The sequence below is a fragment of the Streptomyces kronopolitis genome (assembly GCF_050953795.1).
Lineage (GTDB): Bacteria > Actinomycetota > Actinomycetes > Streptomycetales > Streptomycetaceae > Streptomyces > Streptomyces kronopolitis_A.
Map to the genome: position 1 here is coordinate 918261 of NZ_CP191850.1, position 23984 is coordinate 942244.

The 23984-nt window shown below is 75.1% G+C and carries 18 protein-coding genes; 6 read left to right on the top strand and 12 right to left on the bottom strand.

Annotated elements, in window-relative coordinates; genetic code table 11:
• The first annotated feature begins 282 nt into the window (after positions 1-282).
• The 3 genes from ACQP17_RS03655 (at position 283) to ACQP17_RS03665 (ending at position 3215) form a co-directional block, all read left to right on the top strand.
• Positions 283-726 carry a hypothetical protein gene (locus ACQP17_RS03655; protein WP_433854899.1) on the top strand — a complete coding sequence of 148 codons (444 nt, stop codon included), beginning with the start codon at positions 283-285 and terminating at the stop codon, positions 724-726.
• A gap of 260 nt (positions 727-986) precedes the next feature.
• A complete protein-coding gene (locus tag ACQP17_RS03660) occupies positions 987-1793 on the top strand; it encodes an IclR family transcriptional regulator (RefSeq protein WP_433854900.1) in 807 nt (268 codons plus the stop codon).
• A gap of 312 nt (positions 1794-2105) precedes the next feature.
• The gene (locus ACQP17_RS03665; protein WP_433854901.1) at positions 2106-3215 is read left to right on the top strand and encodes an S-(hydroxymethyl)mycothiol dehydrogenase; all 1110 of its coding nucleotides are present in this window, start codon (positions 2106-2108) and stop codon (positions 3213-3215) included.
• Between the two features lie 25 nt (positions 3216-3240).
• Here ACQP17_RS03665 and ACQP17_RS03670 read toward each other — a convergent pair whose 3' ends face one another.
• The 8 genes from ACQP17_RS03670 to ACQP17_RS03705 all read right to left on the bottom strand — a co-directional run bounded on the left by ACQP17_RS03670 (position 3241) and on the right by ACQP17_RS03705 (position 14152).
• A complete protein-coding gene (locus tag ACQP17_RS03670; RefSeq protein ID WP_433854902.1) occupies positions 3241-7944 on the bottom strand; it encodes a hypothetical protein in 4704 nt (1567 codons plus the stop codon).
• A gap of 89 nt (positions 7945-8033) precedes the next feature.
• A complete protein-coding gene (locus ACQP17_RS03675; protein ID WP_433859830.1) occupies positions 8034-8930 on the bottom strand; it encodes a hypothetical protein in 897 nt (298 codons plus the stop codon).
• 32 nt (positions 8931-8962) lie between these two features.
• The gene (locus ACQP17_RS03680) at positions 8963-9115 is read right to left on the bottom strand and encodes a hypothetical protein (protein WP_433854903.1); all 153 of its coding nucleotides are present in this window, start codon (positions 9113-9115) and stop codon (positions 8963-8965) included.
• Entirely contained in the window at positions 9115-10638 is a 1524-nt protein-coding gene (locus ACQP17_RS03685) for a hypothetical protein (protein WP_433854904.1), read from the bottom strand. The genes ACQP17_RS03680 and ACQP17_RS03685 overlap by 1 nt, the downstream gene beginning before the upstream one ends.
• Before the next feature lie 176 nt (positions 10639-10814).
• The gene (gene pcp, locus ACQP17_RS03690) at positions 10815-11459 is read right to left on the bottom strand and encodes a pyroglutamyl-peptidase I (RefSeq protein WP_433854905.1); all 645 of its coding nucleotides are present in this window, start codon (positions 11457-11459) and stop codon (positions 10815-10817) included.
• Between the two features lie 118 nt (positions 11460-11577).
• The gene (locus ACQP17_RS03695) at positions 11578-12546 is read right to left on the bottom strand and encodes a DUF979 domain-containing protein (RefSeq protein WP_433854906.1); all 969 of its coding nucleotides are present in this window, start codon (positions 12544-12546) and stop codon (positions 11578-11580) included.
• Entirely contained in the window at positions 12543-13253 is a 711-nt protein-coding gene (locus tag ACQP17_RS03700; protein WP_433854907.1) for a DUF969 domain-containing protein, read from the bottom strand. Before ACQP17_RS03700 ends, ACQP17_RS03695 begins: the two co-directional genes overlap by 4 nt.
• Before the next feature lie 155 nt (positions 13254-13408).
• Positions 13409-14152: a GntR family transcriptional regulator gene (locus ACQP17_RS03705; RefSeq protein ID WP_433854908.1), complete on the bottom strand. Its 744-nt coding sequence runs from the start codon at positions 14150-14152 to the stop codon at positions 13409-13411.
• A 297-nt stretch (positions 14153-14449) separates the two neighbouring features.
• On the opposite strand from ACQP17_RS03705, the gene ACQP17_RS03710 reads away from it, so the two are divergent.
• Genes ACQP17_RS03710 through ACQP17_RS03720 form a run of 3 tightly spaced genes read left to right on the top strand, consistent with a single transcriptional unit; the run spans position 14450 to position 16706 of the window.
• A complete protein-coding gene (locus tag ACQP17_RS03710) occupies positions 14450-15226 on the top strand; it encodes a LamB/YcsF family protein (RefSeq protein WP_433854909.1) in 777 nt (258 codons plus the stop codon).
• Entirely contained in the window at positions 15223-15846 is a 624-nt protein-coding gene (gene pxpB / locus ACQP17_RS03715) for a 5-oxoprolinase subunit PxpB (protein WP_433854910.1), read from the top strand. The genes ACQP17_RS03710 and pxpB overlap by 4 nt, the downstream gene beginning before the upstream one ends.
• On the top strand, positions 15843-16706 hold the full coding sequence (locus ACQP17_RS03720; protein ID WP_433854911.1) for a biotin-dependent carboxyltransferase family protein: 864 nt from the start codon (positions 15843-15845) through the stop codon (positions 16704-16706). The genes pxpB and ACQP17_RS03720 overlap by 4 nt, the downstream gene beginning before the upstream one ends.
• A 39-nt stretch (positions 16707-16745) precedes the next feature.
• Here the strand turns inward: ACQP17_RS03720 and ACQP17_RS03725 are convergent, their stop codons facing one another.
• From ACQP17_RS03725 to ACQP17_RS03740, 4 genes are read right to left on the bottom strand one after another with little or no spacing between them, the layout of a single operon-like run.
• On the bottom strand, positions 16746-20381 hold the full coding sequence (locus ACQP17_RS03725) for a hydantoinase B/oxoprolinase family protein (RefSeq protein WP_433854912.1): 3636 nt from the start codon (positions 20379-20381) through the stop codon (positions 16746-16748).
• Positions 20378-21325: an SGNH/GDSL hydrolase family protein gene (locus tag ACQP17_RS03730; protein WP_433854913.1), complete on the bottom strand. Its 948-nt coding sequence runs from the start codon at positions 21323-21325 to the stop codon at positions 20378-20380. The genes ACQP17_RS03725 and ACQP17_RS03730 overlap by 4 nt, the downstream gene beginning before the upstream one ends.
• A 5-nt stretch (positions 21326-21330) precedes the next feature.
• Positions 21331-22563, bottom strand: coding sequence for a glycosyltransferase (locus ACQP17_RS03735; RefSeq protein ID WP_433854914.1), 1233 nt, complete (start codon positions 22561-22563; stop codon positions 21331-21333).
• Complete coding sequence (locus ACQP17_RS03740; protein ID WP_433854915.1) at positions 22560-23687, bottom strand: glycosyltransferase family 4 protein; 1128 nt, start codon at positions 23685-23687, stop codon at positions 22560-22562. The genes ACQP17_RS03735 and ACQP17_RS03740 overlap by 4 nt, the downstream gene beginning before the upstream one ends.
• Between the last annotated feature and the right edge of the window lie 297 nt (positions 23688-23984).

The window sequence follows — 23984 nt, forward strand, 5'->3', positions numbered from 1 at the left end:
GTGGTGTTCCGTCAGCAAACGGCGCGAGCCTACTACTGTCGGGTGACGTAGCCGAAGGCCTCTCATGACCTCGGGAAGCGGAGCCGCACGGGATCGTCCCGAGTTGTCCGCCGATTCCCGGACAACCCGCCCCACGTGCGGCGGAGCACACCGGCGCAGCGGCGGCCGACGGCGTACCGGAGCGTTGGCCGGTTTTCCTCTACCCCGGGTAACCCGGTGCGCCTCCGGTACGTGACCATGGAGAGGGAACAGGTGCCGCCTCAGTGGAATGTACCGGGCGAAATGCGGGCAGTTACTGAGGAGTCGGACACACGGGGCAGGTGCGGGGAGGCTGACGCGTTCATGGACACCGGCAGACGGCCGCTGTGGCAGGAGGAGCCGGCACCCCGGCCCCGGATGGCGGACCCGGTGCGCACCGCCGCGGTGCGCGCCGTGATCATCGTGGCCCTCACCCTGATTCAGGCCATGGTGGCCTTCCTGTGCACGCTCGCGGCCTCCTGGTTCGCGTTCCCCGCGGTGCTCTGCACGGTCGCCAGCACCGTGGTCGCCACCTGGGCGGTGCTGGACGTCTGGATCACCCGCCAGGTGTGGGTGCAGCGCAACGGGGTGCAGTCGCAGCCCAGCTCGACCGCCCGGGAGCTGCGCCGCGAGCGGCGCCGCGCGCGACGGCAGCGGCGCCGGGAGTCACAGGAGGGCCCGTCGCGGACCCCGCGCGCCGCGGCGTAGCGACCGGTGCGGCCTGACGAACCCGGGCGGCCTGGACGCCGGTTTCCGCGCCACGAGCCGGACAGGAACCGGGCCGGGCGCACGACGAAGCGGTCCGCGACCTGGCCCCTTTCGCGCCGGTCGGTATCATGTGTTCTGAATAACGCATCGCAGAGCACGATGCGCAACAGAATCCAAGCCGGGCCCGGAGCCGTCAGGGCGTGCCGGCAGATGACTTCAGACGTGCCCCGCGGGGCCACCGGGTGGTGACTCGAAGACCCATGGCGAACACGAGCGATGCGCCGGACGACCGGTCCGAGGAGCGGCGCGGCGGGGCGGGCTCCGTCCAGTCCGTGGACCGCGCGGTGAGCGTGCTGGAGATCCTGGCCAAGCTGGGTGAGGCCGGGGTCACCGAGATCGCGGAGGAGCTGGGCGTCCACAAGTCGACCGCGTTCCGGATCCTGGGGGTGCTGGAGCACCGCGGCCTGGTGGAACAGGAGAAGGAGCGCGGCAAGTACTACCTGGGCGCCGGGGTGCTGCGGCTGGCCGGCGCCGCGGCCATCCGGCTGGACATCTCGCAGGAGGCCCAGCCGGTGTGCCGGGCGCTCGCCGAGGACACCGGGGAGACCGCCAACATCGCGGTGCTGGACGGCGATGCGGCGGTCAACATCATGCAGGCCAGAGGCTCCGCCGCGGTCACCGCCTACAACTGGCTGGGCCGCCGCACCCCGCTGCACGCCACCGCCAGCGGCAAGGTGCTGCTGGCGCATCTGCCGGCGCAGCGCCGCGAGGCCCTGGTGACCCGCAAGCTGCCGCGGTTCACCGAACACACCCTGACCACCGCGGCCGCGCTGCGCGCGCAGCTGACCGCCGTGCTCGCCGACGGATTCTCCTGCACCAGCGAGGAGTTGGAGATCGGGCTCAACGCCGTGGCGGCGCCGGTGCGGGCGCACGACGGTGCGGTGATCGGGGCGATCGGCCTCTCGGGCCCGGCGTACCGGATGGAGCGTCAGCTGCTGCCCGAGCTGGCGGAGCGGTCCGCGAAGGCGGCCGCCGACCTCTCCCGCCGTATGGGGTACGCGGGCTGAGGCGACCGGGGAGGTCGTCCGGGGCGCCCCGGGCCGCGACGCCCGGCGCCTGGCCGCAGCCCGGTCCGGACCGGCCCGAAGGATCACGCCCCAGCGGAAAACCACCTCTTGACGGATCCCCCGCGGACTTCCAGCATGTCTCCCATAGCGCAACTCAGCGCGCTATGGGCAACACGGAGCCGGGGGTTGAGGCCATCCGCCGCCGGCCCCGCCCCCGCTCACCGTGCACCACTCCCCCCACCGGCATCCGTGCCACCTCACGCGTGCTACCCGCCCCTGCCGCCACCGCAGGCGCTGTTTTAGGAGTGAGACATGCCGCACGAAGCCCGCGCCGTCGTCGCCCTGGAGAAGGGCGCCCCCGTCGAGGTGCTGCCGATCCTCGTACCCGATCCCGGTCCGGGCGACGTGCTCGTGACGGTTTTGGCCTGCGGGGTGTGCCACACCGATCTGCACTACCGCGACGGCGCGATCGGCGACGACTTCCCGTATCTGCTCGGCCATGAGGCGGCCGGGGTGATCGAGGAAGTCGGCCCGGGCGTCACGGACCTGGTGCCCGGCGACTACGTGGTGCTCGCCTGGCGGGCACCCTGCGGCCAGTGCCGCTCCTGCCGCCGCGCCCGCCCCTGGTACTGCTTCGCCTCGCGCAACGCCGGCCGCCCCATGACCCTGCTCGGGGACGCCTCCCGGGCGTACGGGGAAGGCACGGAGCTGACCGCGGCGCTGGGCATCGGTGCCTTCGCCGAGAAGACCCTGGCCGCCGCCGGGCAGGCGGTGAAGGTCGACCCGTCGGCCCGCCCGGAGGCCGCGGGCCTGATCGGCTGCGGGGTGATGGCCGGGTACGGCGCCGCCGTGCACACCGGCGCGGTGGGCAGCGGGGACACCGTCGCGGTCATCGGCTGCGGCGGGGTCGGCAACGCCGCCATCGCGGGCGCCTCGCGGGCCGGCGCACGCCGGGTCATCGCCGTGGACCTCGACGACGGCAAGCTGGACGCCGCCGAGCGGTTCGGCGCCACCGACACCGTCAACTCCCGCGGCACCGACCCGGTCGAGGCGGTCCGGGCGCTCACCGGCGGGCACGGCGCCGATGTGGTGATCGACGCGGTGGGCCGCCCGGAGACCTACCGGCAGGCGTTCTACATGCGCGACCTGGCGGGCACACTGGTCCAGGTCGGGGTGCCCGCCCCGGACATGCGCATCGACCTTCCGCTGCTCGATCTCTTCTCGCGCGGCGGCGCGCTGAAGTCGTCCTGGTACGGCGACTGTCTGCCCAGCCGCGACTTCCCCGTCCTCATCGATCTGTTCCTGAGCGGCAAGCTCGATCTGGAGCGGTTCATCAGCGAGACCCTCACGCTCGACGACCTCGAAGCGGCCTTCGCCAGGATGCGGCGCGGGGACGTCCTGCGGTCGGTCGTCGTGGTGTGACCGCCCGCGGGACCCCCGCGCCCCGTCACCCCGAGGTCTCCGCCGTCTCCTCCCCGGCGGCGGGCTCCTCGGGGCGGCGGTACATCCGGGTCGCCGTGATCTGGCCGTGCACCGCCTCGCCGGACGGGTCCGCCTGCGGAAGGCCCGGCCGCAGGTGCTCCTCGACGCTGATGTACTTCAGGCCGGCCCGCAGGTCGGCGTCGTTGCGCAGCCGGATGACGAGCGGGAACTCGGCGAGCGCGGTGGTGTCGAAGAGGCCGGTGGTGTACAGCAGCTGGACGCCCAGCGCATCGGCGACCGCCCGCTGGAGCTCCAGCAGATAGGTCGCGTTGGCGCGGCCGATGGGGTTGTCCAGGAACAGGGTGCCGGCGTGCCGCTGCTTGTCGCGGCCCCGGTCGTTGCTGCGCAGGGCCGCCATCGTGCAGTACAGCGCGATGGCGGCGGTCAGCAGCTGGCCGCCGGAGAACACATCGCCCATCTGCCCGACCGGCACCCGCTCGGCGCGCAGCACCGCGTCCGGCTTGAGGATCTCCACGGCCACCCCGCGCGGCTGGAGCGCCGCGCCGACCCCGCGCAGCAGCAGGGACATCCCGTCCCGCCGCAGATCGCTGTTCTTCTTCACGGCCGCGCGGGTCGCCTCGTCGATGACCTCGCCCAGCCGCTCGGTCAGCGTGGCCTGGTCGGGGTCCTCGAAGCGGATCCGCAGGAACTCCTGGCCGGACCACTCCCCCAGCCCCTCGGGCAGCCGGGACAGCCGCTGGGCGGAGCGCAGCGTCGTCAGCGAGGACTCGACCAGCCCGCGGAGCCGGTCGACGATGGAATCGCGGTTGCGCTCCAGCTGCGCCAGCTCGTCGGTGAGCACCCGCAGCCGGGGGGCGAAGGCGTCGGCCCACTTCGCGGCGTGGTCCGGGAGGGCCGAGGCGGGCAGTTCACGGATCTGCTGACGGGCGGGGGTGCGAACCTGTTCGTAGCGGGTGGAGTTGGCGTGCCGGACGAGGATGTCGCTCGCCTCGCGCACCGCGGAGTCGGCGGTGGACAGATCGGCGGCGCAGCCGCGCAGCGAGCGGCGGGACTCGGCGGCGGCCTGCCGGGCCTGCGGCAGCGCGCCGTCGTACGGCTCGATCGTCTCCTCCGCCGCGTCCTCCGGGTCGCTGGTGTCGCGCAGCAGATCGCGCAGCAGCGCCGCGGTCTCGTCGAAGCCGCCGGCCGCGTCCTCGGCCGCGAGGTGGGCGCGCAGCAGCTCCTCGTGCTGCCCGCGGGCGCCGTCCAGTGCCTCGGTGGCGGTGGCGAGTTCGCCGGAGGCCGTGCGCAGCAGCTCCTTGGCGCGGTCGGCATCGGCGGGCACCAGCTCCTCGGGCAGCTCGGTGTGCGCCTCACCGTCGGTGGGGGCGAGGCGCTCGGCCTCGCCGCGCAGCCGGCCGAGCTGCTCGCTGGCGGCCGAGGCGCGCGTCTCCAGCATGTGCACCAGGGCCTCGGCGCGGGAGGCGGCGGCCTGCCGGGACGGGCCGTCGGCGGCGTCCGGGCTCTCCAGGAGGGCCTCGGCGCGGGTGCGGACCTTGTTGGTGAGGCGGTTTAGTTCGGCGAGGGCGGCGCTCTCGTCGCCCTCGGCGCGGGCCTGTTCGGCGCGCAGGTCGGCGCCGACGCCGACCTTCTCGTAGAGCTGGGAGGCGGCGCGGTAGGCCTCGCGCAGGGCGGGCAGCGAGGTGCTCGCCCCCTCCGGGGCCTCGCCCAGCTCGTCCGGGACGCCGGCGATCTCGGCGCGCTCGGCGCGCAGCGCGCGGGCGGTGCGGCGGGCGTCGTCGGCGGCCCGCTGGGCGGCCCGGCGGTCCTCGTCGGCGGCCCGGGCGCGGTCCACGCACTCCTCCGCGCGGGCCTCGAACTCGGCCGCCTCGTCGACGAGTTCGCGCATCCGGGACTGCCAGGAGGCCCGCTCGCGCAGCCGGTGGGCGAGCCCGGCCAGCAGATCGGCGGCGCGGCGGGCGCGCTGGGCGGTCTCCTGGCGCTCGTCGCGCACCCGGGTGGCCTCGGCCGCGACCTCGTCGGTCCCGTCCCGGGCCGTGCGGGCCTCGGCCAGCTCGGCGGCGGCCTCGTCGGCGACCCGGCGGGTCTCCTGCGCCGCGGCGGCCAGTTCGGCGAGGCGGCCGGCCGGGCAGCCGGTGCGCCACGAACCGAGCCGGGCGGCCAGCGCACGGTCCCCGGAAAGCCGGGCGGCCAGCGCGCGGATCTCCTCGTCCCGCTCTATGGCGCGGGCCCGCAGCGCCTGACGCTCCTCGTCCGCGGCGGACTCGTCGTGCATCGCCGGGTTCGGCGGGACGAGGAAGACGTGGCTGCCGGCGGCGTCCCGCTCGTCGGTGGCGGGGGCGGGCGCCAGGAGCGCGGCGGCGGTGCCGACCGCGACGGCCGAACGGGGCAGCAGCGCGGCCTCGGCGAGCACCTCGCGGGCCCGGGCGTGGGTCTCCGGGTCCGTGATGATCACGCCGTCGACCAGCTCGGGGCGGGTGGCGAGCACCCGGGTGTGGTCGGCGGGGTCGACGGACTGGGCGAGGTAGCGCCAGCCGGGCAGCGCGGGCACGCCGTGTTCGCCGAGATACTCCACGGCCGCCAGCACATCGGGGCCCGGCGGCAGCAGCCCGCCGTCGCCCAGCGCGCCGAGGATGCGGGCGTCGTCGGCGGCGGCCGTGCGCAGGTCGAACAGCTGCCGTTCGGCGGCCGCGACGCCCTCCTCCAGGAGTTCGTGCAGCCCGTCGGCGTTGCGGTCCAGCTCCTCGGCGGTCAGCGGGCCGGCGGCGGGGCGGCGCGCGGCGCCCTGGTCCGCACCGGACGCACCGGGCGCCGCCGTACGGGGCGCGGGCACCCCGACGGCCTTCGCCTCGGACTGCGGCAGCCCGAGGAGGTCGGCGAGCCGCTGTTCGGCGCCGATGGACTCGGCGGCCCGGCGCTCGGCGTCATGGGCCCGTCCGGCGGCCTCGGCGGCGTCCTCGGCGCGGGCCGCGGCGAGTTCGGCCGCGGAGTGCCGGGCGGCGGCCTCGCGGGCCCGGTCGGTGGCCTGGCGGGCGGCCTCCCGGGCGGAGTCCCAGGCCTCGACGGCGGTCTTCTCGGCGTCCGAGGCGGCGAGCGCGGCGCGGGCCGGGTCGGCGTCGGGGGCGCTGTCGTCCAGCCAGCCGGCCCGGACCGCCTCCGCGGTCTCCTCGGCGACCTCGGCCAGCCGCTGCTTGAGGTGCTCGGCCTCGCTGCGGGCGCGCTGGGCGTGGGTGGCGGCCGAGGTGGCGTCGCGGTGCGCGGACTCGCCGGTCTCCTGGAGGGCGGCGGAGCGCTCCTCCTCCTCGTTGGCGATCCGCTCACCGGCCTCCGCGGCCGTGTGCAGGGCGCGCACGAGGTCGGCGGCGGCGGTGGCGCGGGCGGCGAGCGCGGGGGCGGCGTCCCGCTCGGCCTCGCGGATGGCGGCGGCGACCCGCGCGGAGCGGTCGGCGGCGGCGCGGTGCCGCAGCGCGGTCTCGGCGGCCTGCCAGGCGCTGTGCAGCGTACGGGCGTCGTTGAGCTCACGGCGCTGGGTGGCGGCGCCCTTCTCCGCCGCGGCCAGCGCCAGCGAGGCGTGCCGGTAGGCGAGTTCGGCGGAGACCAGGGAGCGGCGCTCGCGGATCCGCTCGGCGTCGGTGACGCGGTGCGCCGCGGTGGCGACCTGTTCGGCCAGCTCGGCGGTGCGGCCGCGCTCCTCGGTGCCGCGGGCGTGCAGCCGCTGGGCCAGGGCGCGGGTGCGGCGCTCGGCGCCGGCGTGCACCTCGCGGGCGCGCTCGCGCTGCTCGGCGGCGCCGGCGATGCGGGAGAGCAGGTCGAGGGAGCCGGCGGTGAAGTCCCGTTCGGCGGTGAGTTCGGCGCGCCGGCCGAGTTTGTGGGCGAAGCCGTGCACCAGGTCGGCGAGGCCGTCGGTGTCCCGGGTGTCGGTGACGGCGCGCAGCAGCAGGTCGGTGAAGTCCGAGTCGTTCTTGACCGCGAAGAGGCCGGCGGCCTCGCCCTCGTCGGCGTTCATCTCGCGCTGGTAGCGGAAGAGTTCGGGGTCCAGGCCCAGGTCGCCGAGGTGTTCGTTCCAGCGCTCGTGGATCTCCTCCCAGACGACGTCGAGGTTGGGGTAGTTCTTCCCGGCCTCGGTGAGGACGTCGCGGAAGCCCTTCATCGTGCGGCGGCGGCCCTGGGCGCCGGAGCTGCCCTCGCCCTCGCCCTGCCGGGGGCGGATGACGGTGGCCTCGGCGACGGGGAGCGAGTCCAGGCTCATGCCGGGGCCGGGCCGGAAGCTGTACCAGGCCTCGGCGAACTTCCGGGGGTCGTTGGAGACCTGCCGGCCGCGCCACTCGCTGACCTTGCCGACGACCACGCTCTCGCCGGTGAGGACGTGCTGCCACTCCAGGGCGACATGGCCGCAGTCGTCGGCGAGCAGGAACTTGCGCAGCACGCCGGAGCTGGCGCCGCCGAGGGTATTGCGGTGGCCGGGCAGCATCACCGAGAAGATCAGTTTGAGCAGGACGGACTTGCCGCCGCCGTTCTCCAGGAAGAGCACGCCGGCGGGGGCCGGGCGGCGCGGCGGGCCGACCGGGTCGTCCTCGAAGAAGTCCGCCTGCGCCGGGGCCGGTCGGGGCACGGGCGCGCCGACTCCGCGCAGGTCCAGCACGGTGTCGGCGTAGCGCGCACCGGCGGGCCCGATGGAGTAGAGGCGGACCCGGGACAGCTCGTACATGGCGGACTCTCGTTGTCGTGTCGGAAGGCAGGTGGTCGGCACGGGCAGTGGTCGGGCGGCCGGGAGGCGGCCGCGGTCGGGGGTGGTGGTCAGCCGGAGTGGAAGGGCAGGCCGGCGTCGGAGACCAGGTCGAGGTCCTCGGTGTCCTCGCCCGGCAGCAGCGCGGCACTGCTGTCGGCGACGGGGACGATGCCCAGCTCCAGCAGCTCGGCCATGGCGGCGCTGCCGGCCATGTCGCGGACCTGGAGCTGGTAGCGGGCGGTGGTGCGGTAGGCGCCGCCGGAGTCGTCGCCGGTGCGCTGGAGGAAGCCGGAGTCGACGAGGAAGGTGACGGCCTTGGCGATGATCCCGGTGGTCGAACCGGCCAGCCGCCTGGCGTCCTTGGTGGCGCCCGTCGCGCTGCGCCGCGCGTAGATCCGCCAGGCGGACTCCAGGCCGGGGGCGTCGGTGGCCGGGTCGGTGTTCTCGCCCTCCTGCTCGGCGCGCTCCTCCAGGCGGCGGCAGGCCTGCCGGACGAAGGCGTCCACGCCGTTGACCGTGATCCGGCCGATGTAGCCGTCGTCGGCGAGGTCCTCGGGGCGGGGGAAGGCCAGCGCGGCGACGGCGAGATGGGCCAGGCCGTGCAGGAAGCGGTCGGCGGAGTCGGTCGAGGCGCGGCGGGCGTACTCGCCCATGCGGACGGCGAAGACGGAGTCCTCGGACGCGGTGACGGCCATCCCGGCGCGGGTGGAGACCTCCAGGACGACCAGGCCGAGACCTGTGGCGACGGCGTCGGCGAGCCGGGCGAAGGCGGGCTCGTCACGATAGCGGCGCAGGAGTTCGCCGTATTCGGCGTCGCGGGCGGGCAGCAGCTTGGGCTGGAGGCCGAAGGAGACCAGCCGGGCGGCGTCCGCGGCGTCGGCGGGGGTGACGGGCGCGGGGCCCGCCGCGGCGGGTGGCACGGCGTCGGCGGGGGGCGCCCAGCCCGGCTCACCGGCCCCGGACACCGGGTCCGGCTGCGGCGCGTCGTCGTACTGGGTCACGGAACAAGCTCCTTGCGGGGGACGGTCGGGGACATCTCGTGGCGACGCGGCGGCGGGGTGCCGCCCGGGGCGCGCCGGACCGGCCGGGTGGTGCCGCCGGCCCGGCGTACGGCGCCGCCGGCCCGGCGTACGGCCCGGGCGCGGGCCATCACGCCACCTCCGAGCGGTCCGCGGCCATACCGGCGGCGTCCAGCAGCGCCGTGCCGACGATGAGGTCGGCGCCGCCGAATTCGGGGTCTGCCAGCTCCTCGCCGTCGTCGACGGCGAAGAGCAGCTGCTGCTCGCCCTGGCGGTAGGCCGTGCCGACCGGCGGGCTGGCGGCGTGCACCGCCAGCAGGGCGACGAGGTAGGGGAGTTCGGGATCGCTGCGGCGGGCCTCGGCGAGGAGACCGGAGAGCCTGCGCGGGGCGTCGGCGGGCAGCGTCAGCAGCGCCATCGCGGCGTCGAGCTGGGCCTCGCTGAAGCGGCTGTCGTCGGGGGTCGCCACCAGGTCGGGCTCGGGCATCTCGGCGCCGAGGTGCTCGCGCTCCACGGGCGGGGTGAGCAGCACCTCGACGAGGTCGCCGACGCGGACGGCGGAGGGCGTGCGCAGGCCCGTGCCGTGGGTGAAGAAGGCGTCGGTGACCCGGATGGCCTGTTCGGCGGGGAGCGGCAGCACGGGGGCGACGAGCTGGCCGTACAGATCGAGTCCGGAGCGGGCGACCGGGGTGGCGAACGCCTGCCGGTCCTGTTCGGCGCGGAAGAGCGGGCCGGCCTCCAGCAGCCGGGACTGGAGCTGGGTGTGCCGGCGGATGCAGTCCTTGACGATGTCGACGAGTTCGGCGGCGCGGCGCTTGTGCTCGGGCTCCTCGGTCTCGTCGCGGGCCTTGCGGATGTTGGTGAGGATGGCGTTCTCGTGGCGGTAGCGGTCCGCGACGTGGTCCAGCGCCTCGCTGATCATGTCGGGGACGGTCTCCAGCCAGTCGACCGCGCGGACGTTGCGGCGGGTGGCGTCCAGGGTCCGGCGCAGTGTCTCGGCGTACTGCACGGTGCGGTAGCGGGCCTGTTCGGCGGCGAGCTGGGCGTCGGCCAGCCGGCCCCGGTTGATCAGCACCTCCAGCTTGACCTCGGCGGCGATCTGGGCGCTGGTGACGTCCGTGTCGAGCGCGCCGACCAGGACGTTGACCGCTTCGTCGGTGGCCCGCAGATAGACCGTGCCGCCCGTGCCGGGGACTTCCTCGATGAGCTTGAAGTCGTAATCGCGGCGGACGTACGCGCCGTCGGTGGTGAAGGTGCCGTAGACGGCGCGGAAGCCGCGGTCCACGCTGCCGACGTTGATGAGGTTCTCCAGCACCCAGCGGGCCACCCGCTCGTGCTCGCCCGCGGGACGGCGGGGGGCCTGCGCGGCGACCCTCGGGAGCACCTTCGCCACTATTTCCTCGTGGTCGGCGCCGGTGTCGAAGTCCATGTTGAGGGTGACCAGATCGATGACGGCGAGCGCCACCTCCGCCATGGCGTAGACGCCGTACTCGCCCGCGAGGTTGGCCTTGCGCACATCGAGGTCGTGCAGCGGCGCGGTGCACGCCAGCGCGCGCAGCCGGCGGGCCAGGCCCTCGTCGGCGGCCGGGCCCGGCGCGGGCCGCTGAGGGCCGTTGAGCTGGGGCGCAGCGGCCCCCGGGGCGGAAAAAGTCACGTCGCACAGAGTAGGCGCTCGCACTGACAACGGACGAAACGGCGCGGATCCGTGCATGGGTGGAACCGCTGGTGAATCCGTTGACGGCAGAACCCGCAGCCGGCTCGGCCGACGCACCAGCCTACGACCCGCCCCGCCGCGGCCCCCCGCCAGGTCCGCCGCCACGGGGCCGCGCGTCAGTGGGTGGTGCCGCCGGCGACGCGGAGGTCGGTGCGGGTGTGGGCGGCGGTGACGGCGATCTCGCACAGCGCCCGGGCGACGGCCGTGACCGGGAGCGAGGGCAGGGCGCGGTCGACGACCTGCTCGGGCGCGTAGGGGACGTGGACGAAGCCGCCGCGCAGGTCGGGCAGTTCGGTGGCGATGAGGTGGGCGAGGCCGTAGAAGACGTGGTTGCAGACGAAGGTGCCGGCGGTGTGGGAGACCGAGGCGGGCAGCCCGGCGGCGCGGACCGCGGCCACACATGCCTTGACCGGCAGCGTGGAGAAGTACGCGGCGGGGCCGCCGGGCACGATCGGCTCGTCGACGGGTTCGGCACCGGAGGCGTCGGGGATGCGGGCGTCGTCGAGGTTGAGGGCGACGCGTTCGACGGTGATGTCGGGACGGCCGCCCGCCTGGCCGGCGCACACCACGACCTCGGGCCGGGTCTCCTCGATCGCGGCGCGCAGCACCGCGATCGAGGCTCCGTAGACGCAGGGCAGTTCGACGGCGGACAGCTCGATGCCGGCCGGCGGCGCCGCCGCGGCGGCGCGCACCGCCTGCCAGGAGGGATTGGTGGATTCGCCCTCGAACGGCGCGAATCCGGTCAGCAGTACCCGGGTCATGCGGTCTTCCTCGGTGCGGTCGGTGCGGTCGGTGCGGCGGTGCGTCCGGGGGCGGGGGCGGGGGCGGCGCACGGTGGCCGGGCCAGCGTGCAGGAGGTGCGGCGGAGCGGGCGGCGGCTCAGAAGGCGAACAGCGCCATGATCAGGATGTTGCAGCCGAGCAGCACGCCCGCGGTGGGCAGCTGTGCCTTGATGGGCCCGTACTGGTCCTTCAGTTCCAGCAGCGCGGCGGGAACGATGTTGAAGTTGGCGGCCATCGGCGTCACGAGCGTGCCGCAGAATCCGGCGAGCATGCCGAGCGCCAGGACGGCGGCGGGGTTGCCGTCGAAGTGGCCGATCAGGACCGGCCAGCCGACCGCGGCGGTCATCACGGGGAAGGCGGCGAACGCGTTGCCCATGATCATGGTGAACACGAACATGCCCACGCAGTAGACGACGACGGCGATGTAGAGCGAGTCCTTGGGCAGCACGGAAGTGGTGAGCCTGCCGACCTGGTCACCGACGCCGGAGACCTGGAAGATGGCGCCCAGCGTGGCCAGCATCTGCGGCAGCAGCATGGCCCAGCCCATCGTCTCCAGCATCGAGCGGCCGGACTCCACGGGCACGGAGATCCGCTTCTCGCGGAGCATGATCATGCCGACGGCGAGCGCCACGACTGCGGCGATGCCCAGGCCCAGGATGGTCTCGCTGCCCTCCTGGAGCACCGGCTCCCCTCCGAAGGAGAGGTGCTTGACGCCGATGGCGCAGGCCATGGCCACGAACGGGATGGTGAGCGCGGGGACGAAGAGCTTGTTGCCGAGGCGGGCCGCGGAGGCGGTGCGCTCCTCGGGGGTGGTGGTGCGCGGGGTGCCGCGCCCGGTGAAGCCGAAGCCGGCCAGCACGGCCATCACCAGGACGGCGACGCCCAGCGGCTCGGCCGGCACCTGCTTGGTGACGACCCAGCTGCTGTAGATGAAGCCGGCGCCGATCAGGCCCCAGAAGGCGCCGGTGCCCAGGCGCTTGGGGTTGCTGCGGTCGGTGACCATCCGGGCGGCCATCACCAGGAAGCTGAGGCCCACCAGCCAGTAGAACCACTCTGCCTTGATCACTTGGCGGCCTCCACTACTGCGGTGTCCGGGACGTCGGCGGTCAGCAGTTCGCGTTCCAGCTGCCGGTCCAGGCGCAGCAGCCGCCAGCCGTGGACCACGAAGGCGCACACCGCGGTGGGTATCGCCCACAGTGCGAGCTGCAGCGGTTCGAGGTGGGTCCCGTAGGTGGTGTTGACGAAGCCGGTGATCAGCAGGATCGAGCCGACGGCGAGGAAGACGTCCTCCCCGAAGAACAGTCCGACGTTGTCCGCGCTGGCGGAGAACGACCTGACCTTCTCCCGTGTCCGCTCCGGCAGTTCACCGAACCTGCGCTCCGCCGCGCCCTCGGCCATCGGGACGGCCAGCGGGCGGACGGTCTGCGCGTGCCCGAAGACGTTGGTGAGCCCGACCGCGGCGCCGATCTGGCGCAGGCCCAGGTAGAGCGCGAGGAAGCGGCCGGTGGTGAGCCGGGCGAAGCGGGCGATGAGGTTGCGGGCCTGTTCCTGGAGGCCGTAGCGCTCCAGGAGGCCGATGACCGGGAGGGTGATCGCGAAGATGGTCACGGCCCGGCTGCCGGCGAAGCCGTTGCCGAAGGCGGCGAGCACCTTGCCCGGCGACAGTCCGCCGAGCAGGCCGGTGGCGATGCCGGCCACCCCCACGACCAGGAGGGGGTTGCGCTTCGTGGCGAAGCCGATCACGACCACGAGCACGCCGAGGAGCACGATCATGGATCCGCCTTCCGCGTACGGGGACTGAGCAGTCCGAGAAGAGGAGAAGATTTCAGCGGAGGCTAGGCGATTGTTCAACGATCCGACAAGGGGTCTGCGAGAACGGATGTCCAGCGGGCCTCAAGAACCCCCCGAGAGAGCCCGCCCCCCGGGCCTCACCCCTCCGCGATGCGCCGGGCGTAGGCGCCCGAGAGCTGGCTGCGCGCGTCCTCCAGGTAGGCGTGCAGCAGCCGCTCGGCCTCCGGGGCGTCGCCGGCCTGCAGCACCTCGACGATCTGGCGGTTGCGGGTCAGGTAGGGCGCGTAGAAGCGCCGGGGGTCGGCCATGACGTGGAAGACCAGGCGCAGCTCGGCGAGCACCCCGCGCATCAGCTCCTCGGTGCGCGGGCTGCCGGCCAGGGCCACGATGCCCTGGTGGAAGCGGATGTTCGCGGTCGAGAGGTCCTGCCACTCCCGGGCCTCGGAGGCGGCCTCACCGGCCTGTACGGCGGCCTCGATCGCCGCGATCACCCCGGTCACCGCGGGGCCGTAGGGCCCCTGCCCCAGGCTCCGTACCGCCGCGCACTCCACGAGGGTGCGCACCCGGTAGATGTCGTTCAGGTCCTCGACCGTCACCACCCGCACGAACACCCCGCGGTTCAGCTCGTGCACCAGCAGGCGCTCATGGGTCAGCAGCCGGAAGGCCTCCCGCAGGGTGTTGCGCGAGACGCCCAGCGCCCCGCCGATGCTCTCCTCCGAGAGCCGGGCGCCGGGCGGGAAGTACCCCTCGGCGATCCGGTCGCGCAGGATGTCGGCGACCCGCTCGGCGGTGCTGGCGCGCCCCAGCCGGTCGCGGTCCCGCTCCAGGCCCGTGACCTCGGTGAGCCGCCCCTGATCGTTCCTCGCCGCGCCGCCGGTCATGCCGCTCCCCGCTCTCGTGCCGTACCGGGTCGGCCTGTGTGCCGCCCCGGGGGTCGTGTGAGCGGAAGTCAATCCCAGACGGGGGGACGAAACAACGCACCTGCCGTCGGATGCCGCACACCTCTTGTCGGATCGTTCAACGATCCCCTACGTTGTCCCCGACGCCGGTCGGCTCACGTGCCCTCGGGGGAGAGTCACCGCGGATCCGGCCGGCCGGGCACCACCGCCCGCCGCCACCCGCCGACGAGCCACCCGCGCCCGCGTCCCCCCGGCATCGAGACCCTGGAACGGACAGACATGAGCGAACCGGCGGCTCCTTGCGTGATCGACCTCAACGCCGACCTCGGGGAGGGCTTCGGCCGCTGGCAGCTCACCGACGACGAGGCCCTGCTCTCCGTCGTCACCAGCGCCAACGTGGCCTGCGGCTTCCACGCCGGCGATCCCTCCACGATGCGCCGGGTGTGCGAACTGGCCGCCGCGAACGGCGTCGTGATCGGCGCCCAGGTCTCCTACCGCGATCTGGCCGGCTTCGGCCGCCGGGCGATGGACGTGCCGCCGGACGAGCTCGCCGACGAGATCACCTATCAGATCGGCGCGCTGGAGGTCTTCGCCCGCGCGGCCGGCGCCCGCGTCGGCTACGTCAAACCGCACGGCGCGCTCTACAACCGCTGCGTCCACGACGCGGAGCAGGCCCACGCCGTCGTCGCCGGCGTCCGTGCCGCCGGCGACGCCCTGCCGGTCCTCGGGCTGCCCGGCTCCCGGCTGCACGAGGCGGCCCGCGCGGCCCGACTCCCCGTCGTCGGCGAGGCGTTCGCCGACCGCGCCTACACCGCCGAGGGCACCCTCGTGCCCCGCCGGGAGCCGGACGCGGTGGTCCACGACCCGGACGAGGTCGTCAAGCGCGCCCTCGGCATGGCCCGCGACCGGGCCGTCACCTCCCGCGACGGCACCCGCGTCGCCCTGACCGCCCGCTCCCTGTGCCTGCACGGCGACACCCCCGGCGCCGCCGAACTCGCCCGGCGCGTACGGTCCGCACTCAGCGCGTCCGGCGTCAAGATCAGGAGCTTCGCGTGAAACCGCTCCCGGTGGGTGAGCACGGGCTGCTGATCGAGCTGGACACCGCCGAGGAGGTCGAGGCGTTGCACGCCGAGTTGCTGCGGCGGGTCGCCGACGGCGCCCTGCCGCCGCTGCGCGAGATCGTGCCGGCCGCCCGTACGGTCTTCCTCGACGGCCTCGCCGACCCCCGCGGGCTGCTCGCCGACATCGCCTCCTGGCACGTGCCGCCGCCGGTCGCGGGCGACCGCCCGGCCGTGCGGATCCCGGTCCGCTACGACGGCCCCGACCTCGCCGATGTCGCCGCCCTGTGGGACGTCACCCCCGAGGAGGCCGTCCGGCTGCACTCCGCCACGGAGTTCCACGTCGCCTTCTGCGGGTTCGCCCCCGGCTTCGGCTATCTGACCGGGCTGCCCGGGCCGCTGCACGTCCCGCGCCGGGACACCCCCCGCACCAGGGTCCCGGTCGGCTCGGTCGCCCTCGCCGGCCCGTACACCGGCGTCTATCCCCGCTCCTCCCCCGGTGGCTGGCAGCTGATCGGCACCACCGACACCGTGCTGTGGGACCCGCGCCGGGAGCCGGCGGCGCTGCTCGCCCCCGGCACCCGCGTCCGCTTCGTCCCGCAGGAGACCATCCGATGACCGACCGCGCCCTCTCGGTCGTCCGGGCCGGTGCGCTCACCACCGTCCAGGACCTCGGCAGGCCCGGCCACGCCCACCTCGGTGTGCCGCGCGCCGGCGCCCTGGACGCGCCCGCGCACCGCCTGGCCAACCGCCTGGCCGGCAACCCCGGTTCGGCCGCCACCCTGGAGACGACCCTCACGGGCTGTGCCGTACGGGTCCGCACGGCCACCACCGTCGCGGTCACCGGCGCGCCCTGCCCGGTGACCGTCGACGGCCGTCCCGCCCCCTGGGGCGCCCCGGTCCGTGTCCCGGCGGGCGCCGTCCTGGACGCGGGCCCGGCCACCCACGGGCTGCGCTCCTACCTCGCCTTCGCCGGGGGCGTCGCCACCGAGCCGGTCCTCGGCAGCCGCGCCGCCGACCTGCTCTCCGGTCTGGGACCCGACCCGCTCACCGACGGCGCGGTGCTCCCCCTGGGCGCCGTGCACGGCCCGCCGGCCACCGCGGACGCCGTCCCGCACCCGGGCCCGGTGGCCGAGCTGCTGCTGCCGTTCCTGCCCGGCCCGCGCGACGACTGGTTCACCGACGCCGGACTGCGCACCCTGGTCACCGGCCGGTTCCGGGTCTCCCCCGCCGGCAACCGCATCGGCCTGCACACCGAGGGCCCGGCCCTGGAACGCGCCCGGGCCGGTGAACTCCCCAGCGAGGGCATGCCGCTGGGCGCCCTCCAGGTCCCGCCGAACGGCCTGCCGGTCCTCTTCCTCCACGACCACCCGACCACCGGTGGCTACCCGGTCATCGGCGTGGTCCCCGAACGCTTTCTGGCCCCCGCGGCCCAGGCCGTACCCGGGACACCGGTCCGGTTCCTGCGGATGCGCTAGAGGTGCTGTCCGGGGCGACGATGCCCTGCCGGCCTCCCCTCACCCCTCCTCCGGCGTCCCGTATCCGCCGCCGCCCGGTGTGCGCATCACCAGCACGTCGTCCACCCCGACGTCCGCCGTGTCACAGCCCGCCAGCTCCTCGTGCGCGCCGTCCGCCCGTTCCAGGGAGTTGGCGCCCAGCGCCCCCGGGGCGCCGCCCGCCATGCCGTACGGGGCGACCCGGCGGTGGTTGGTCAGCAGCGCGACGGTCATCGGCTCCAGGAAGCGCAGCCGGCGTTCGACGCCGCAGCCGCCGTGCCAGCGGCCCCGGCCGCCGCTGCCGGAGCGGATGGTGAAGGCGTCGACCCGTACGGGGTAGCGCCACTCCAGCACCTCGGGGTCGGTCAGCCGGGAGTTGGTCATATGGGTCTGGACGGCGTCCGCGCCGTGGAAGCCGTCACCCGCGCCCGATCCGCTGGCGACGGTCTCGTAATACTGCACCCGGTCGTTGCCGAAGGTGAGGTTGTTCATGGTGCCCGAGCCCTCCGCCTGGACGCCGAGCGCGGCGTAGAGGGCGCCCGTGACCGCCTGGGAGGTCTCCACGTTGCCCGCGACGGTGGCCGCCGGGAAGACGGGGGCGAGCATCGAGCCCTCCGGGATGCGGACCCGTACGGGCTTGAGGCAGCCGCTGTTGAGCGGGATGTCGTCGGCGACCAGGGTGCGGAAGACGTACAGCACGGCCGCCATCACCACCGAGGTGGGCGCGTTGGCGTTGCCGGGCTGCTGGGGTGAGGTGCCGGCGAAGTCGAGCACGGCGCTGCGGGCGGCGCGGTCGACGGTGAGCGCGACGCGGATCTCCGCCCCGCTGTCGGTCTCGTAGCGGCAGCTGCCGTCCGACAGCCGCGCGAGGAGCCGCCGCACCGATTCCTCGGCGTTGTCCTGGACGTGTCCCATGTACGCCCGGACGACGTCCAGCCCGAACTGCCCGGTCATGCGTCGCAGTTCCTCGATGCCCTTCTCGTTGGCGGCGATCTGGGCCCGCAGGTCGGCGAGGTTGGCGTCCGGGGCGCGGGAGGGGTACCGGCCGGAGGCGAGCAGCTCGCGGGTGGCGCGTTCGCGCAGTTCGCCGTCGCGGACCAGCAGCCAGTTGTCGAAGAGGACGCCCTCCTCCTCGATGGTGCTGCTGAAGGCGGGCATCGAACCGGGGGTGATGCCGCCGATCTCGGCGTGATGGCCGCGGGAGGCCACCAGGAAGAGCAGCTCGGGAGGGGCGCCGGCCCGGCCGTCCGGGGCGTCCTTGGCGAACACGGGGGTGACGACGGTGACGTCCGGGAGGTGGGTGCCGCCGTGGTACGGGTCGTTGACCGCGTACACATCGCCCGGCCGCATCTCCCCGCCGCGTCTGCACAGCACCTCTTTGATGGACTCCCCCATCGACCCCAGGTGCACCGGGATGTGTGGGGCGTTGGCGATCAGATTGCCGTCGGCGTCGAAGAGGGCGCAGGAGAAATCGAGCCGCTCCTTGATGTTGACGGAGTGTGCGGTGTTCTCCAGGCGGACGCCCATCTGCTCGGCGATGGCCATGAAGAGGCTGTTGAAGACCTCCAGCATCACCGGATCGGCCTGCGTGCCGGCCGCGACCCGGTCGGTGCGCGGCCGGGTCCGGGTCAGCAGGAGGTGGCCGGCCTCGCCCACCGCGGCCTGCCAGCCGGGGTCCAGGACCGTGGTCGCCTCCTGCTCGGCGACGATCGCGGGGCCGGTGAGGACGTCGCCCGGGAGCAGGTCGCCGCGGCGGTGGAGAGCCGTGTCCCGCCACCGTCCGGCCGTGTACATCCGGACCGTCGCGGCCGGCCGCAACTCCCCCTCCCGGCCGCCGGGTGCGGCCTCGTACCCCCGCGCGCCGCCGGCCGTGCCGCGCGCCTCGACCGAGACCGCCTCGGCCACCAGCTGCTTGTCCATGGTGAAGGCGTAGCGCGCGCGGTGCGCCCGGACGAACTCCGCGGTCATGGTGTCGGCGTCGGCCATCGGGACGCCGAGGGTGGAGTCGGTCCCGGCGTAGCGGATCAGCACCCGGGCGCGGGTGGTGACCGACGCCTCCGGGACCCCGTCGTCGAGGAGTTCGCCCCGGGTCTGCCGGGCGAGCGCGTCACAGACCTCGTGGAGGCGGCGCAGCCCGCCGGGGTCCGTCAGCTCCGCCTCGACGGCCTGTTCGCGCATCGCGGTGGCGTCGGCGACCCCGATGCCGTACGCGGAGAGCACCCCGGCCAGCGGGGGCACCAGCACCGTGTCGATGCCCAGCGCGTCGGCCACCGCGCAGGCGTGCTGGCCGCCGGCACCGCCGAAGCTGGTGAGGACGTAGCGGGTGATGTCGCGGCCGCGCTGGACGGAGATCTTCTTGACGGCGTTGGCCATGTGCAGCACGGCGATGTCGAGGAAGCCGGCCGCGACCTCCTCCGGGCCCCGGTCGTCCCCGGTCTCGGCGGCCGCCCGCGCGGCGAGTTCGGCGAAGCGCGCACGGACCACCTCCGCGTCCAGCGGCTGGTCGCCGTCCGGTCCGAACACCGCGGGGAAGTGGCCGGGCTGGATGCGCCCGAGCATCACCTGGGCGTCGGTGACGGTGAGCGGTCCGCCGCGGCGGTAGCAGGCCGGTCCCGGGTCGGCGCCCGCGGAGTCGGGGCCGACACGGTAGCGGCTGCCGTCGAAGTGGAGGACGGAGCCGCCGCCGGCCGCGACGGTGTGGATGTTCATCATCGGGGCCCGCATCCGGACGCCCGCGACCTCGTTGCCGAAGACCCGCTCGAACTCGCCCGCGTAGTGGGAGACATCGGTGGAGGTGCCGCCCATGTCGAAGCCGATCACCCTCTCGTGCCCACCGGCCTCGGCGGCGCTGCGGGCCATGCCGACGACACCGCCGGCCGGTCCGGACAGCACCGCGTCCTTGCCGCGGAAGTGCGCGGCCTGCCGCAGCCCGCCGTTGGACTGCAGGAACATCAGCCGGATGCCGGGGAGTTCGGCGGCGATCTCGTCGACGTACCGGCCCAGGATCGGGGAGAGGTAGGCGTCGACGACGGTGGTGTCCCCGCGGGGCACCAGCTTCATCAGCGGGCTGACCTCGTGCGAGCAGCTGACCTGGCTGAAGCCGGCGCTCCGAGCGAGGTCGGCGACGGCCCGCTCGTGGTCGGTGTGGCGATAGCCGTGCAGCAGCACGACGGCGGCGCTGCGCAGGCCGTCCGCGCGGGCCCTGATCAGCGCCCGGCGGACGGGCTCGGCGTCCAGCGGCCGGACGAGTTCGCCCCGGGCGCCGATCCGCTCCGGTACCTCGATCACCCGCTCGTAGAGCGCCTCGGGCAGCACGATGTGCCGGTCGAAGATCCGCGGGCGGTTCTGGTAGGCGATCCGCAGGGCGTCCCGGAAGCCCTCGGTGGCCAGCAGGACGGTCGGCTCACCGGTGCGCTCCAGCAGGGCGTTGGTGGCGACGGTGGTACCCATCTTGACGACGGAGACCCGCTCGGCGGGCACCGGTTCGTCCGGGCCGAGCCCCAGCATCATCCGGATGCCGGCCACCGCGGCGTCCCGGTAGCGCTCGGGGTGGTGCGAGAGCAGCTTGCCGGTGACCAGCCGCCCGTCCGGCCGCCTGCCCACGACATCCGTGAACGTGCCGCCCCGGTCGATCCAGAACTCCCAGCGTCCGGTCATCCCGCCATTGTCGCAGCGCCCTTCGCCGACCCGGAGGTTTTCCCCAGCGCGCCGCCGCCCCGGTCGGCAAGCGCCGCCAGCGCGGTGCGGGTGGCGTGCTCGGCCGCGGCGTCCAGCAGCCGGCCGGAGCCGGTCACCCCGTGCCGGCACTCCTGGAGGGCCAGGGCGAGCAGGCCGGGCAGCAGATCCGTGCACCGGTCGGCGACCCAGCGGGTGCCGCGGGTCGCCATCCACACGGCCGATCCGGCGCGGGTCGGCGGCGGCCCGTCCAGGGTCAGCGCGGGCGGCGGTCCGACGGGCAGCCCGGCCCCGGCGAGCGCCGTGTGGAAGCCGCGGGCCAGCAGCCGGTGGCCGCGCTCGCCGGGGTGCAGCCGGTCCACGCTCCACGAGGCCCGCTCGGTGACCCAGGGGTACTCGGCGAGGTGCAGATGCACGCCCCGGTAGCGGGCGGAGACCTCGTGGACCACGGTGTTCACCGCGCGCATCCGGCGGGCGAGCGGACGGGCCAGCGGTCCGGGCAGCCCCAGCATCCGGCCGGGGTCGGGCAGACAGGCCGTCAGCACCACGGCCCCGTCGGCGCTCAGCGCGCCGTGGGCCCGGTCCAGCGCGGCCGCGACCCGCTCGATGGCGAAGGCGGCCCGCAGGGTGTCGTTCGCCCCGACGACCAGTGAGGCGAACCGCGGACGCAGCTCCCGGGCCACGGGCAGCTGCCGCTCGGCCACGTCCGCCGTCTGTGCGCCGCTGCGCGCCAGGTTCACCAGCTCCACCGCGCCCGGCCGCTCCCCCAGCGCCCCGGCGAGCAGGGCGGCCCAGCCGCGCCAGCCGCCGCCCGGCACGGGGTCGCCGAGCCCCTCGGTCAGCGAGTCCCCGAGCGCGACGAAGCGGGCCGGGTCCGGGAGGCGGCCGCCACCCGCGTCCGGTGCCGCCGTCCCCTCGGACCGCACCGTCCTCACCCGCCCCACGGCCCGGCCCGGCGCGCCCCGGCCGGGGCGGCGAGCGGACGGACCGGCGGTAGGGGCACGTCGTGCGCCGCCAGGAAGGCGTCGACGGCGGGCTGCCAGCCGTAGCCCTCTGCCCGTCTACGGGCGGCCGCGCGCCGGGCGGGTTCGGGCCGGGCCAGCACCCGCTGGACCGCGTCGGCGAACGAGGGCCCGTCGTCCAGGGCCGTGTCGCCGCCGCTGCCGACGAGACCGGCCAGCGCCGAGGCCGCGCTGGCGACCACCGGCGTCCCGCAGGCGAGCGCCTCCAGGGCGGCCAGCCCGAACGTCTCGGCCGGTCCGGGCGCCAGTGCCACGTCGGCGGCGGCCTGCAGCGCGGCGAGGCGGGAGCGGTCGGTGAGGTGCCCGAGGAACGCCGCGGGCAGCCGCTCCTCGCGCGCCCGGGCCTCCAGGCGGGTGCGCAGCGGGCCGTCGCCGACCACCACGAGGGCCGCGTCGACCCCGCGCAGGCGCAGCCGGCCCAGGGCGTCCAGGGCCCGTCCGGGGCGCTTCTCCTGCGACAGCCGGGAGCAGAGCAGCAGCAGGACCTCCGCCCGGCCCGCGCTGCGCCGGCGCAGCGCGGCGCTGCGGCAGTCCGGGTGCCAGGCGTCGAGATCGACACCGAGCGGTGCGCGCACCACATTGCGCGCACCGACCCGGGTGAACTCCGCCGCCGCCCACTCCGTGGTGCACACGACCCGGCTGTAGGCGTGCGCCGTACGGGTGTTGAGGCGGTCCGCGGCGGCCCGGGCGAGCGGTTGCGGGACGCCCCAGGTGCGCAGCACCCCGTCCACGCTCTCGTGCGAGACCATCACCGCGGGGACCCGGGCCCGGCGCGCCCACTCCCCGGTCCAGCGCAGCGTCGTACGGTCGGAGACCTCCAGCCGGTCGGGGGCCAGCGCGTGCAGCAGCCGCTGGAGGCGGGGGCGGTCGGTGAGCATGCGGTAGCCGCCGCTGCCCGGCAGTTCCGGCCCCGGCAGGGTGATCACCCGGCCCTGCGGGGTGATCTCGTCGCGGATCGCGGCCGCGCCGGTGCCGTCCGGCCGCGGCGGTCCGGGCACGATGAGCACCGGCTCGTGCCCGGCGGCCCGGTAGCCCGCGCCGAGTTCGCGCAGCGCGGTGCGCAGCCCGCCGGACGCCGGGGTGATGAAGTTGGCGATCCGGACGATGCGCAGGCCGGTCGTGGCGCCGTGCCGCGCGGTCATGCCGCCACCGCCGTCCGGTCGCCGAGCACGGCCTCGTAATGGGCGAGCAGCAGATCGCCCACCGCCGCCCAGGTGCGCTCCGCGACGGCGCCGCGGGCCGCGGCACCGTACCGGGCCCGCAGCTCGGCGCTGCCTCCCAGGAAGCGCACCGCGTCCCGGAACGCGGCGCCGTCGCCCGGTGTCACCAGCAGCCCCGTACGGCCGTGGTCCACCAGGTCCACCGGCCCGCCCGCCCGCGGCGCGACCACCGGCACCCCCGAGGCCATCGCCTCCTGCACGGTCTGGCAGAAGGTCTCGTACGGCCCGGTGTGTACGAAGACGTCCAACGAGGCGTAGATCCGGGCGAGTTCGTCGCCGGTGCGGCGGCCCAGGAAGCGGACCTCCGGCAGCGCGGTCCGCAGCCCGGCGGCGCTGGGGCCGTCGCCGACGACGACGGTGCGCACGCCCGGCAGCCGCGAGGTCTCGGCCAGCAGCCGGACGTCCTTCTCGGGCGCGAGCCGTCCCACGTACCCCACCAGCAGCTCCCGCCCCGCGGCCAGCGAGCTGCGCAGCACCGTGTCGCGCCGGCCGGGGTGGAACCGTTCGGAGTCGACCCCGCGCGGCCACAGATGGACCCGCGGCACCCCGTGCTCGGTCAGATCCCGCAGGGCGGCACCGGACGGCGCCAGGGTGCGGTCGGCGGCGGCGTGCACCGCCTTGATGCGCCGCCAGGCCGCGGCCCCGCCACCGCCGAGGTAGGTACGGGCGTAGCGCCCCAGGTCGGTCTGGTAGACGGCGATCGCGGGCACCCGCAGCCGGGTGGCAGCCGCCATCGCGCGGGCGCCTAGGACGAAGGGGCTGGCGAGGTGCACCAGGTCGGGGCGGTGCCCGGCGAGCGCGGCGGACAGCCGCCGCCCCGGGAGCGCGATCCGTACCTGCGGATAGCCGGGCAGCGGCATCGACGGCACCCGGACGACGGGACAGGGGCTCTCCTGGGTGCCGGAGGCCGGCGCGGCGCCACCGAGCGGAGCGATGACGAGCGGGTCATGACCGCGCCGGACGAGGTGCCGGGCGGTCTCCAGGGCGCAGTGGGCAACGCCGTTGACATCGGGCGGGAAGGATTCGGTGACGAGGGCGACACGCATACGGCTGTTCTCGGCGTACCGTGCGTGGAGGGAGCCAAAGGGATCTTTCCAGCCGACGAACGTCTCCCCACGTTTTTCGCTGCGCTTGGCTTTCTTCCCACGTTGTCGGCTGTCCCGCCGTGTGTCGTCTCGCCGTTGCGCCTGCGGCGGGCGGGGTCCGCTGCGCGGGGCTGTCGGGTGCGGTGGCGGTCCTCCGGGGCCTGGTGTGTGGACTGCTTCGCTTTACGTCCACACACCAGGCCCCTCCGGCCCGCCCCCTCCCGTTGAGGGAAGGGAAAGAAGGCCGGTGGAGGTGAA

Coding starts and splice junctions, on each gene's coding strand:
- ACQP17_RS03665 (WP_433854901.1), top strand. CDS start 2,106: ATGCCGCACGAAGCCCGCGCCGTCGTCGCCCTGGAGAAGGGCGCCCCC.
- ACQP17_RS03670 (WP_433854902.1), bottom strand. CDS start 7,944: ATGTACGAGCTGTCCCGGGTCCGCCTCTACTCCATCGGGCCCGCCGGT.
- pcp (WP_433854905.1), bottom strand. CDS start 11,459: ATGACCCGGGTACTGCTGACCGGATTCGCGCCGTTCGAGGGCGAATCC.
- ACQP17_RS03700 (WP_433854907.1), bottom strand. CDS start 13,253: ATGATCGTGCTCCTCGGCGTGCTCGTGGTCGTGATCGGCTTCGCCACG.
- ACQP17_RS03660 (WP_433854900.1), top strand. CDS start 987: ATGGCGAACACGAGCGATGCGCCGGACGACCGGTCCGAGGAGCGGCGC.
- ACQP17_RS03680 (WP_433854903.1), bottom strand. CDS start 9,115: ATGGCCCGCGCCCGGGCCGTACGCCGGGCCGGCGGCGCCGTACGCCGG.
- ACQP17_RS03705 (WP_433854908.1), bottom strand. CDS start 14,152: ATGACCGGCGGCGCGGCGAGGAACGATCAGGGGCGGCTCACCGAGGTC.
- ACQP17_RS03720 (WP_433854911.1), top strand. CDS start 15,843: ATGACCGACCGCGCCCTCTCGGTCGTCCGGGCCGGTGCGCTCACCACC.
- ACQP17_RS03725 (WP_433854912.1), bottom strand. CDS start 20,381: ATGACCGGACGCTGGGAGTTCTGGATCGACCGGGGCGGCACGTTCACG.
- ACQP17_RS03710 (WP_433854909.1), top strand. CDS start 14,450: ATGAGCGAACCGGCGGCTCCTTGCGTGATCGACCTCAACGCCGACCTC.
- ACQP17_RS03735 (WP_433854914.1), bottom strand. CDS start 22,563: ATGACCGCGCGGCACGGCGCCACGACCGGCCTGCGCATCGTCCGGATC.
- ACQP17_RS03740 (WP_433854915.1), bottom strand. CDS start 23,687: ATGCGTGTCGCCCTCGTCACCGAATCCTTCCCGCCCGATGTCAACGGC.
- ACQP17_RS03655 (WP_433854899.1), top strand. CDS start 283: ATGCGGGCAGTTACTGAGGAGTCGGACACACGGGGCAGGTGCGGGGAG.